At 65.9% G+C, this 11462-nt stretch carries 13 protein-coding genes; all 13 read left to right on the top strand.

The window, feature by feature from the left end:
* Positions 1–266 precede the first annotated feature (266 nt).
* The 13 genes from OXU43_02660 to hisS all read left to right on the top strand — a co-directional run bounded on the left by OXU43_02660 (position 267) and on the right by hisS (position 11288).
* Positions 267–755, top strand: a complete 489-nt coding sequence (locus tag OXU43_02660) for an Rrf2 family transcriptional regulator (protein ID MDD9824061.1) — start codon at positions 267–269, stop codon at positions 753–755.
* Between the two features lie 11 nt (positions 756–766).
* Positions 767–1141 carry an iron-sulfur cluster assembly accessory protein gene (locus OXU43_02655; protein MDD9824060.1) on the top strand — a complete coding sequence of 125 codons (375 nt, stop codon included), beginning with the start codon at positions 767–769 and terminating at the stop codon, positions 1139–1141.
* A complete protein-coding gene (gene sufB / locus OXU43_02650) occupies positions 1131–2615 on the top strand; it encodes a Fe-S cluster assembly protein SufB (protein ID MDD9824059.1) in 1485 nt (494 codons plus the stop codon). Before OXU43_02655 ends, sufB begins: the two co-directional genes overlap by 11 nt.
* Positions 2616–2635: 20 nt before the next feature.
* Positions 2636–3379 carry a Fe-S cluster assembly ATPase SufC gene (gene sufC / locus OXU43_02645; GenBank protein MDD9824058.1) on the top strand — a complete coding sequence of 248 codons (744 nt, stop codon included), beginning with the start codon at positions 2636–2638 and terminating at the stop codon, positions 3377–3379.
* Positions 3376–4710 (top strand): Fe-S cluster assembly protein SufD, encoded by a 1335-nt coding sequence (gene sufD / locus OXU43_02640; GenBank protein MDD9824057.1) that lies wholly within the window; start codon positions 3376–3378, stop codon positions 4708–4710. The genes sufC and sufD overlap by 4 nt, the downstream gene beginning before the upstream one ends.
* Positions 4711–4720: 10 nt before the next feature.
* Entirely contained in the window at positions 4721–5995 is a 1275-nt protein-coding gene (locus OXU43_02635) for a cysteine desulfurase (GenBank protein ID MDD9824056.1), read from the top strand.
* Positions 5995–6444, top strand: coding sequence for an SUF system NifU family Fe-S cluster assembly protein (locus OXU43_02630; protein MDD9824055.1), 450 nt, complete (start codon positions 5995–5997; stop codon positions 6442–6444). Before OXU43_02635 ends, OXU43_02630 begins: the two co-directional genes overlap by 1 nt.
* Entirely contained in the window at positions 6441–7022 is a 582-nt protein-coding gene (gene sufT, locus OXU43_02625; GenBank protein MDD9824054.1) for a putative Fe-S cluster assembly protein SufT, read from the top strand. Before OXU43_02630 ends, sufT begins: the two co-directional genes overlap by 4 nt.
* The gene (locus tag OXU43_02620; protein ID MDD9824053.1) at positions 7022–7369 is read left to right on the top strand and encodes a non-heme iron oxygenase ferredoxin subunit; all 348 of its coding nucleotides are present in this window, start codon (positions 7022–7024) and stop codon (positions 7367–7369) included. Before sufT ends, OXU43_02620 begins: the two co-directional genes overlap by 1 nt.
* A 290-nt stretch (positions 7370–7659) precedes the next feature.
* On the top strand, positions 7660–8184 hold the full coding sequence (ndk, locus tag OXU43_02615; GenBank protein MDD9824052.1) for a nucleoside-diphosphate kinase: 525 nt from the start codon (positions 7660–7662) through the stop codon (positions 8182–8184).
* The gene (gene pilW, locus OXU43_02610; protein MDD9824051.1) at positions 8181–9065 is read left to right on the top strand and encodes a type IV pilus biogenesis/stability protein PilW; all 885 of its coding nucleotides are present in this window, start codon (positions 8181–8183) and stop codon (positions 9063–9065) included. Before ndk ends, pilW begins: the two co-directional genes overlap by 4 nt.
* A complete protein-coding gene (locus OXU43_02605) occupies positions 9052–10008 on the top strand; it encodes a DUF4115 domain-containing protein (GenBank protein MDD9824050.1) in 957 nt (318 codons plus the stop codon). Before pilW ends, OXU43_02605 begins: the two co-directional genes overlap by 14 nt.
* Positions 10005–11288, top strand: coding sequence for a histidine--tRNA ligase (gene hisS / locus OXU43_02600; GenBank protein ID MDD9824049.1), 1284 nt, complete (start codon positions 10005–10007; stop codon positions 11286–11288). The genes OXU43_02605 and hisS overlap by 4 nt, the downstream gene beginning before the upstream one ends.
* Positions 11289–11462: the final 174 nt, after the last annotated feature.

Here is an 11462-nt window from a genome sequence, read left to right as displayed (position 1 = left end):
GGAATGACAAGAGGGGCCGGAATGACAGAGCACTGTTTCCCCACTTCCAAAAAAGCAAATGGTTTTTACACAGCCTGCTGCGCGGGAATGGCGGGGTGAGGGCGGGAATGGCGGGGTGGGAATCTTTTGCCCGCGATTGCGTAACGGCTGGATGGGGCCGCCACATACACATACTTGACTAAAATAATCGGGTATGGTATCCAGGGCAAAACCCGGTCGCTTCGAATCGGGCAACGGAAGCGCGAACAGCAGATTTTTACAGTCTTATGCGACTTACAGCCAAGGGCCGCTACGCGATCACCGCCATGCTGGATATCGCCCTGCATGGAGAGGAGGGCGCCATCGTGCCGCTGGCGGACATTGCCATGCGCCAGGATATTTCCCAGAGTTACCTGGAGCAGCTCTTTGCCTGCCTGCGCCGGCAACGGCTGGTGCGGAGCATCCGCGGCCCCGGCGGCGGCTACCGGCTCGATCGGGACGCCGACTGCATTACCCTGGCCGAGGTGATCCTTGCCGTGAAGGAGCCGCTGGACTCGACCCGTTGCGGCGGCAAAAAGAACTGCCTGGGGAACCAACCCTGCCTGACGCACAGCCTGTGGGCGGAACTCAACGGCTGGATTGCCGATTTCCTGCGCAACATGACGTTGGCGGACCTGGCCCGCAAGCAGGCGGTGCGCCAAGTGGCAAGACGGCAGGACCAGGTTGCCGCCGCGCCGCGGGCGCAAGGCGCCGTCTCCCGCGGTATGGCGGGCTGAGGACCGGGACCGTGCCGGCAGCGGGAATCACCTTGACGGAGCGCGCCGCCGTGCACGTGCGCCAGTTCATGCAGCGGCAGCGGGAGGACGGCGGCAGGTTGCGCGTGGGCGTCAAGGACGCCGGGTGCTCGGGTTACCGGTACGTGGTGGAGACCGCGCGCGAGGTTGGGGCGAATGATCGCGTGTTCCGCTCCCGCGGCATCGAGGTGGTGGTGGACGCCAGGAGTCTCTTGTTGCTGGCCGGCACCGAGCTGGACTACGCCCGCAAGGGGGTCAACGAGGAATTCGTGTTCAACAATCCCAACGTAACCCAGAGCTGCGGTTGCGGCGAGAGTTTTACCGTTGCCGATTCGGGCAGGACGGCGGAGGCGCAAGATGCAAAATAAGGCACGGGCGGCGGTTGCGGGCGCGGCGGCGGAGTCGTCCCCAGCCATAGAACTGCCGGGGGCGGACGGGTACGCCCCGGGTTTTTATACCGACGTCGCGGCGGATACCATGCCGCCGGGACTGGACGAGGCGGTCATTCGGCGAATCTCGCGCAAGAAGGAAGAGCCGCAATGGCTGCTCGAGTGGCGGCTGGAGGCATACCGTCACTGGCAAAAAATGCGGGAACCCGCCTGGGCCAATATACGCTACCCGGCGATTGATTATCAGGCGATCTCCTACTACTCGGCGCCGCGCTCCAACAAGAAGGGCCCGAAAAGCCTGGACGAGGTGGACCCGAAACTGCTGGAGACCTACGAGAAACTGGGCATCCCGTTGCGGGAGCGGGAGATCCTGGCGGGGGTCGCTGTGGACGCGGTCTTCGACAGCGTTTCCGTGGCCACCACCTTCAAGGAGAAGCTGGCCGCGGCGGGCGTCATCTTTTGTCCCTTCTCGGAGGCGGTGCGGCAGCACCCGGAACTGGTGCGGAAATATCTGGGCACTGTGGTGCCCGTGTCCGACAATTTCTTCGCGGCGCTGAACTCGGCCGTGTTCACCGACGGTTCTTTCTGCTACATCCCCGAAAACACGCGCTGCCCGATGGAGTTGTCCACCTACTTTCGCATCAATGCCCTGAACACGGGCCAATTCGAACGCACCCTGATCGTGGCCGACAAAGGCAGCTACGTCAGTTACCTGGAAGGCTGCACCGCCCCCATGCGCGACGAGAACCAGCTGCACGCGGCGGTAGTGGAACTGGTCGCCCTGGACGATGCCGAAATCAAATACTCCACCGTGCAGAACTGGTATCCCGGGGACGAGGAAGGGAAGGGCGGCATCTACAATTTCGTCACCAAGCGCGGCGAGTGCAGGGGCGCCCGGTCACGCATTTCCTGGACGCAGGTGGAGACCGGCTCGGCGATCACCTGGAAGTACCCGAGTTGCGTCCTGCGCGGCGACCGCAGCGTGGGCAAGTTCCATTCCGTCGCCGTGACCAATAACCACCAGCAGGCCGATACCGGCACCAAGATGATCCACCTGGGCAGGGACACGCGCAGCACCGTGATTTCCAAGGGCATTTCCGCGAGGCACGGGCAGAACACCTACCGGGGGCTGATCCGGGTCGGGAGGAACGCGGCGGGGAGCCGCAACTACACCCAGTGCGACTCTCTGCTGATGGGGGACCGTTGCGGCGCGCACACGTTCCCCCGCATCGAGACGGACAATCCGGGTTGCCAGGTCGAGCATGAGGCCACGACGTCCCGGATCAGCGCGGACCAGTTGTATTACTGCAAGCAGCGGGGGCTTTCCGAAGAAGACGCGATCAACCTGGTCATTGGCGGCTTTTGCAAGCAGGTGTTCAAGGAACTCCCCATGGAATTCGCGGTCGAGGCGCAGAAACTGCTTGAAGTCACGCTGGAAAACGCGGTTGGCTGACCCGGCGCTTCGTCCCGAACATGCTTCGCATTAGCGATCTACATGCCGACGCGGATGGGAAATCCATCCTGAACGGAGTGAACCTGGAACTCGGCGCCGGCGAAGTGCATGCGATCATGGGGCCGAACGGTTCCGGGAAGAGCACCCTGGCGAATGTCCTGGCCGGCCACGAGGGTTACCGGGTCACTCGCGGCGAGGTCCGCTTTGTCGGCAGGGACCTGTTGCAAGCGCCGATCGAGGAGCGCGCGCGGCAGGGGTTGTTCCTCGGTTTCCAGCATCCCGTCGAGATCCCCGGCGTCAGCAACATCTACCTGCTGAAGTCCGCCTTGAACACATTGCGCGCCAGCCGCGACCAACCCGACCTGGACGCATTCGAATTCCTCGCGCTGGTCAGGGAGAAACTGGAGGCCGTGGGCATGGACGAGGAAATGCTGCACCGTCCGATCAACGAGGGCTTTTCCGGGGGCGAGAAAAAACGCAACGAAATGCTGCAGATGGCCGTTCTGGAACCGACCCTGGCGGTCCTGGACGAGATTGACTCGGGGCTGGACATAGACACTCTCAGGACGGTCGGCGCCACTCTGGAAAAACTGCGCAGCCCGGAGCGGTCCATCCTTCTGATCACGCACTACCAGCGTTTGCTGGAATACGTCGCGCCTGACCAGGTGCATATTATGATCGGGGGCCGGGTGGTCAGCTCCGGCGACCGGCAGTTGGCCCGGCAGTTGGAACGGCACGGCTACGAGGAGTTCGAGCGGCAATGAACGCGGATGCCCGCGAAGTTTGCCGGCATTACTCGGGCGAGTTCGAGCGGCTCCGGGACCGGCTCCCCGGGGAATGGATGCGCCCCCGCAGGGAGGCGGCCCTGCGCGATTTTCTCGCTGCCGGTATTCCGCAAAGCCGGGCCGGGGAATGGCGCTACACGGATACCGGCGCCATCGCGCAATGTCCCTTCGTCGTCGCCGGCGCCCCGGACGAAGCCTCCGCCCCGGCGGCGGCAACGGAGCAGATGCGGGGCGCCGCCGGTCTCTGCCCCCGGGAACTGGTCTCCGTCAATGGCCGGCTCTCTCCGCGCCTGTCCGCCGCCAGTGCCGTCGGCAATGGGGCCGCCGCCGGGATCGAGTGCGGCAGCCTGGCGGAACGACTGCGGCAGCCCGCCGGTTTCGTCGCCGATCACCTGGGTTCCTGCCTCGACTCCCCCCACGCCTTCGCGCTCCTGAACACGGCCTTCCTGAGCGACGGAGTATGCCTGCGGGTCCCGGCGCGGCAGCGCGCCGCCCCTGTGCACCTGCTGCATTTCGACCTGGCCGGCGACGGGCTGCTGGCCGTGCACCCGCGCAACCTGATCGTGCTGGAAGAAGGCGCCGAGGCGGTGCTGGTGGAAAGTTACTACGCCCTGGGGCAAGGCAGGCACCTCTGCAACGCCGTCACCGAGGCGATCCTGCGGCCCGGCGCCAAGCTCAGCCATTACCAGGTCCAGGAGGGAGGCGAAGGCAATTTCCATATGGGCGATGTGTACGTGCGGCAGGAAGAGCGCAGCAGCTACCGTTCCTGGACGCTGTCCAGGGGCGCTGCCGTCGGGCGGCGGAAGCTGCATGTGAACCTGTCAGGGAAGGGGGCGCAGGCGACCCTGTACGGGCTTTACGCGGTGGACGGCCGCCGCCACCTGGACTGTAGGACGCATGTAGATCACCGCAGCCCCCACACCTGCAGCGAGCAGACCTTCCTGGGCCTGATCCGCGACCGCGGCGCCAGCGCCTTCAGCGGCCGGGTCGTCATCCATGCGCAGGCCCAGAAGACCGAGGCGCGGCAGAAGAACGCCAACCTGCTGCTCTCCGCGCAAGCGCGGGCCCGTACCGAGCCGAACCTCGAGATCCATGCCGACGACGTACAGTGCAGCCACTCGGCCACCGTCGGGCGCCTGGACCAGGACGCCCTGTTTTACCTGCGCACCCGGGCCTTGGACGAGGCAGCGGCGGAACGGGCGCTGACCATGGCCTTTGCCATGCAGGTGCTCGATAAGATCGAGTTCGAGCCGTTGCGGACCCGGATGATCGCCGCCTTGCCGGGGATGCCGGCCCGGGGCCGCGCCTGAGAGTCGCCCGGTGACCGGCACGCCCGCTCCTGCGCAACGGTTCGCCCCGGGGTTCGCCCCGGCGATAGCATGGGACGTGGAACGGATCCGCGGCGACTTCCCCATCCTGTCCCGCCGAGTCTATGACCAGCCGTTGACCTATCTGGACAACGCCGCATCGGCACAGAAGCCCAGCTCGGTTATCGAGGCCGTCGGCAATTGCTACCGCCAGGAATATGCGAACGTGCACCGCGGCATCCATTTTCTTAGCGAACATGCCTCTGCCGCCTACGAGGCGGTGCGGCGGCAGGTACAGGAATACATCCATGCCTCTTCTCCCAGGGAGATCGTTTTCGTACGCGGCACGACGGAAGCGATCAACCTGGTCGCGCAGAGTTACGGGCGTCCGCGGCTCGGCCCGTGGGACGAGATCCTGATCACCGAGATGGAGCACCATTCCAACATCGTTCCCTGGCAAATGCTGTGCGAACAGACCGGGGCGCGCCTGCTTTACGTCCCGATTGACGACCGGGGAGAGCTGGTGCGGGAGGAATACGAAAGGCTGTTGGGCCCCTGCACCCGCCTGGTGGCCGTCACCCACGTGTCGAATGCGCTGGGCACCGTCAACGATATCCGGTGGCTGGTCGAACGCGCCCACGCGAACGGCACCCCGGTGCTTGTGGATGGCGCCCAGGCGATCCCGCACATGCCCATAGACGTAACGCGGCTGGACTGCGACTTCTACGCATTCTCGGCGCACAAGTTCTTCGGCCCCACCGGGATCGGCATCCTGTACGGCAAGGAGCGCCATCTGGAGAACATGCCGCCCTGGGAAGGGGGCGGCAACATGATCCGCGCGGTGACGATGGCGAAGGCCGTGTACAACGAGAGCCCGCATCGTTTCGAGGCGGGGACGCCGCACATCGCGGGCGTAATGGGCCTGGGGGCGGCGATTCGCTACATGGAATCCCTGGACCCGGTTGCGCTCCAGGCGCACGAGGCGGAATTGCTGCAACATGCCAGCGCCTTCCTGCGGGAGATCCCCGGCGTGCGCCTGGTGGGTACGGCGGAGCGAAAATGCTCGTTGCTGTCGTTCACCGTGGACGGGATTCACCCGCACGACCTGGGCACCGTTCTCGACCAGGAAGGCATCGCCATCCGTGCCGGGCACCACTGCTCGATGCCGGTCATGGAGCGTTTTCGGATCCCCGCCACCGCCCGCGCCTCGTTCGCGTTTTACAACACCATCGAAGAGGCCGGGCGCCTGGCGGACGCCTTGCGCAAGGCGGTGCGCCTCCTGAGCTGATGTCGGACCTGCGCGACCTTTACCGGGATGTGGTCATAGACCACAATCGGAACCCCCGCAATTTCCGGGAGCTGGCCGCTGCCGACCGGCGCGTGGAAGGCTACAATCCCCTCTGCGGAGACCGGATTGTCCTGTACCTCAATGTCAGGTCCTCGCGCATCGAGGACGCAACCTTTCAAGGTACGGGATGCGCGATCTCCATCGCATCGGCCTCCTTGATGACCGAAGCCGTCAAGGGCAGGACCGAGGAGGAGGCGCAGCGCTTCATGCAGGAATTCCAGGAAATGGTGACGGCATCGGGGGAATCCGCCGCCCCGGAGCGCATGGGCAAACTCGCCGCCCTGGCGGGCGTGAAGGACTACCCGTCGCGCGTCAAATGCGCTACCTTGAGCTGGCACACCTTGCGCGCCGCCCTGGCCGGCTCCCAGGAAGCGGTATCCACGGAATGAACCCGACCGACATGGCGGATATAGACAAGCCGGTCACCCTGGAGCGGGACTGCGCCGCGGTCCTGATCCCCGCGGGGACGCGGATCCTCCTCCCGGCCGGCAGCGTGGCGTTCATCGTGCAGGCGCTGGGCGGCGGATACACGTTGAACGTCAACGGCAACCTGGCGCGCGTCGCCGGCAAGGATGCCGACGCCCTGGGCTTCGACGTCCCCGAGACGGAGGAGGAGACGGCGCCGCCCGCCGCGCCGCAAGGCGACGGCAGCGTCGAAGAACCGCTGATATGGGAAAAGCTCAGGGGCTGTTACGACCCGGAGATCCCCATCAACATCGTTGACCTCGGCCTGATCTACGACTGCAAGGTGACGCCGCTGGGGGAGAAGGGCCGCAACCGGGTTGAGATCGCCATGACCTTGACCGCTCCCGGTTGCGGCATGGGCCAATTTCTGGCGGAAGATGTCCGCGCCGCGGTCGCCTCCGTCCCCAACGTAACGGAGGTCAACGTGGAGCTCACCTTCGAGCCGCCCTGGGATCAGAGCAGGATGTCGGAAGCGGCCCGCCTGGAGGCGGGGTTGTTCTGATGGCGGACGGCGAAGACTGGTTCGATATCGCCCCCGTGGAGGAGATCGGCCCCGGGGGCTTTCGGGTGGCGACGGTGGCGGATACCCCGGTCGCGGTCATCAATGTCGGCGGGCGGTTCTATGCCGTGGCGGACGAGTGCAGCCACGACTTTTCCCCCATATTCCGCACCGGGCTTGCCGCCGCGGAATTGCTGGACGGCGAAGAAATCGTCTGCCCCAGGCACGGCGCGCGGTTCTGCGCGCGCACGGGAGACGCGCTCACCCCCCCCGCCTACGAACCGTTGACCACGTTCCCGGTCCGGGTCTGCCGGGGCATGGTTCAGGCAGGATGCCGGAAGCGGGACTGAAGGGCGCCCGGCCTACGCAATTCCTTTCTGCCTCTTGTTCCCAGGCGATTGCGTCCGGCCAGTGCGGCGCCGGTTGAGGATACTCCGATCGAAACGGACTTTCTGTTACCATATGCGCGACGGCCCCGGACCTGATCGAAGATGCCATTCATACCTCGAACCAGCCTGAACGAGGGCGATTTTACCGAGTATTGCCAGCCGCCCCGCAAGACCCCGGGCGCATTTTCGGGCGCCAACGTTTCGGGCAGGGCGGGACGGCGCTTCCGGCTGCCGTCCGGGCGTTCCCCGATATGAGCGGCCAGCCGGCCCCGGCGGCAAAAGCGAAAGCTCGGAAGACGCCAAGGCGCGCGGAGCGCCCGCAGAAAACCGCGGCGGTGGAACGCACCCTGTCAATCGTCAAGCCGGATGCCGTGGCCAAGAACTTGATCGGCGAGATCTACTCCCGGTTCGAGCAAACCGGCCTGCGGGTGATTGCCGCCAAAATGCTGCACCTCTCCCCCCGCCAGGCGGAAAATCTCTACGAAGTTCACAGGGACCGGCCCTTCTTTCGCGAACTTGTGCAATTCATGACTTCGGGGCCCGTGATGGTGCAGGTGCTTGAGGGGGAAGACGCCATTCGCAAGCAGCGCAAGATCATGGGGGCCACCATCCCCAAGTACGCCGCCGCCGGCACGATCCGCCACGACTTTGCCAACAGCGTAAAAAGCGGCGGCGTACACGAGAACGCGGTGCACGGCTCCGACAGCTCCCAGAGCGCCCGCGCCGAGATCGCGATCTTCTTCTCCCCGGATGAAATTTGTCGCAGGACCCGATGACCGGCGGTATCCATGCGCATGAGAACCGGGCCGCCCGCATGAGGCGCCTGCGCCGCTATGGTTTCCCGTGCCTGGCCGTTGCGGCGCTGCTGCTCGGCGCCTGCGCGCGGACCCCGAGCCTCAGCAAGGAGGAGAAGTCGCGTGTGGTAGAGGCCAACCTGCAACTGGCGATCGCCTACATGCAGGACGGCAGGTTCCAGGTCGCCGAAAAGAAATTGCAAAAGGCTTTCGACACCGATCCCAAACAGCCGCAAACGCATATGACGTATGGGCTGTTCTACAGTCTGACCACCCAACCCAAAAAAGCGGACAAACATTACCGCAGGGCGGTAAAACTGGACCCGGACAATCCCGACATCCTGAACAACTATGCCCAATTTCTGTGCCAAACGGGCAAGGTCGGCCCGGCCCGGGAGGCCTTTTTACGGGCTGCCCGGGACCCGGTTTACCAGACCCCGGAAATCCCTTATACCAACCTGGCGATCTGTCTCATAAGCAACGACGAGCTGGAGGAGGCGGAGACCTACCTGCAGCGGGCGCTGTCGCAATCCCCCGGGCAGCCCATCGCCCTGTTGCATATGTCCGGCCTCAAATACCAGCTGCGGGAATACCTGTCCGCGCGGGCGTACCTGCAGCGTTACGCCGACACAGGGGAAACGTACACGGCCGCCAGCCTGTGGCTGGGCGTGCGGATCGAGAGGCAACTGGGCGACCGGAACGCCGAGAAGCGCTATGCCCGGGCGTTGCGCGCTTCTTTCCCCGATGCGCCGGAAACGCGCCTGCTGGAGGAGACCCGCGGCAAGGCTCGCGGCGCAAGCCCCAGCGCAGGTCGCGGCGGACCCCCTGCAGAGAGTCGCGGCGAGGCCCGTGGCGAGGACTGACCCGGCCAAGGCGGCACCCGGCACCGTAGCGCCTCCCTCCCCGCCGCCGGGGGAACTCCTGCGCCAGGCCCGCGAGCGGAAACAGCTCAGCATCGGCGAGGTGGCGGCCGAGCTCCATCTGAACGCGCACACCATTGGCGACCTGGAATCGGGGCACTCCCCGGACTTGCCGTTCGTATATATGCAAGGCTACCTGCGCAGCTACGCGCGCCTGGTGGGCGTGAACGAAGGGGCGCTCGCCGACGGCATCGGCCGGCGCGGCGCCCCGCGGCAGGAGGAAGTGCGGCGCCTGAGCGCCGGCCGCAAATATCGGAAGCTCGGTCACGAGCGGCATGTCCGCGTATTTACCCATCTGGTCGCCGCCGTCCTGCTCGCCCTGTTCTTCTCCTACTGGTGGCAGGAACGCCGTCAGATCGAGCCGCCTGCAGGCGCGGCGCGGTACTCCGTCCCGATTGCGCCCGCTCCGGATGCGGCCGTCCCGAATGCGGCCGCAGATGCGGCCGCCGACGCGAATGCCGGGCCGGATCGGCCCCTCCCTCTCCCTGGCGTCTCCGTAGAATCCGTAGAATCCTCCGTAGAATCCGCGGAATCCGGCGGGCCGGTCGAGGCGCCGGAGGAAGCGGCGGGCGCGGCGCAAACGGAGATTCCGCCGCCCGCCCCTGCGGCAGCCGCCAAACCAAGCGCCATTGTCTCCCTGGAGCTGTTGGACGAGTGCTGGATAGAGGTCCGGGATGCGCGCGGCAAGGTGCTGTTGGCCAAGATGGGGTACGCCACCGATCGCTTCTTCCTTGAGGGCCAGGAACCGTTCGCCATCCTGTTGGGCAACGCGCCCGCGGTCCGCCTGTCCTACAACGGGGAACCGCTGGATGTCAGCGCCTACGCGCACGGCAACGTGGCCCGCTTCGAGCTTCGGGGACAGCCGCAACCGCGGGAAAATCTTTGACCGCCCGCATCCAGGCCGTACGGGGAATGCGCACCGTTCCCCCCGACCAGTCCGCCGGCTGGCGGGCCATGGAGCAGGCCATCACGGACGTCTTTGCGCGCTACGGCTACCGCGAGATCCGCTTCCCCATCGTGGATCGCACCGAGACCTTCCAGCGTTCCATAGGCGAACTGACCGACATCGTGTCCAAGGAAATGTATTCCTTTCGGGACCGCGGAGGCAACGATCTCACCCTGCGCCCGGAAGGCACCGCCGGCTGCGTCCGCGCCGCCGTGGAAAACGGCCTCCTGACTCAGGCCCGGAAACTGTGGTACGCGGGGCCGATGTTCCGCTACGAAAGGCCGCAGAAAGGCAGACACCGCCAGTTCCGCCAAGCCGGTGTCGAGGTTTACGGAATGGCCGGCGCCGCCATCGAAGTCGAGATGCTTGCCATGGGCGCCCGCATATGGAGCGCACTCGGGCTGCCGGGCATTGTCCTGGAGCTCAACATGCTCGGCAGCCCGCAGAGCAGGGAGGAATACCGCCGGCGGCTCGGCGAGTATTTTCGCCCGCACCAGAACCTCCTGAACGAGGAGGAGGCCAGGAGGCTGCGCGACAATCCCCTGCGCCTTATGGACAGTAAAGATCCGAAGCTCCGCGAGTTGACCCGCGCCGCCCCGGACCTGCGCGACTGCCTGGACGCGCCATCCCGGGACCGCCTGTGCCAGGTATGCGCCCTGCTCGAAGAGCTGGGGCTCGCGCACCGGGTCAATCCGCGCCTCGTGCGCGGTCTCGATTACTACTCCGGGCTGGTATTCGAGTGGCTGGCGCCGGGGCTGGGGGCGCAGGACGCGATATGCGCGGGGGGCAGGTACGATGAGCTGGCCGCTCGTTTCGGCGGCCCCCAGACCCCCGCCATCGGCTTTGCCATCGGCCTGGACCGCATCCAGGCCCTGCTGCAAGACCAAGGCGCGCCGGCGGGCGGCGGCCTCCCCCGCCATGCCTACCTGCTCCTGGCCGACGAGACGGCGGTGGCGCCTGGCCTGCGGTTGGCGGAGTCCCTGCGCGACCGGCTGCCGTGGTTGCAGTTGACGACGCACTGCGCCGGGGGCAGCCTGAAATCCCAGTTCCGCAAGGCGGACAAGTCCGGCGCCCGCTTTGCGCTGGTGCTGGCGGAACGGGAGGTCGCGGCCCGGGCAGTGACGGTGAAACCGTTGCGCGGCGAAGGCCCGCAACAGACGCTGCGCTGGGAAGAATTGCCGGAATTCCTGGACCGGCAGTGCGCGCAGGGGGCGCAATGACGCCTCCCCGCCGCGCCGCCGGCGGCAGCTCGTCGAAAGTCCGCGCCCGCGGCAAAATAGATTCCCGCCGTTGCTGAACTTACGCGGCGCCCCAAGCCGTTACGCAATCGAGGACAAGAAAAGCGGCTCATATGCATCACTCCCCCCTTGAGGGGGAGTCGGCAAGACGAGGGC

The organism is Gammaproteobacteria bacterium, assembly GCA_028817255.1.
GTDB lineage: Bacteria > Pseudomonadota > Gammaproteobacteria > Porifericomitales > Porifericomitaceae > Porifericomes > Porifericomes azotivorans.
The sequence above is the reverse complement of the archived record's forward strand: the minus strand, read 5'-3'. Positions and strand labels throughout refer to the sequence as shown.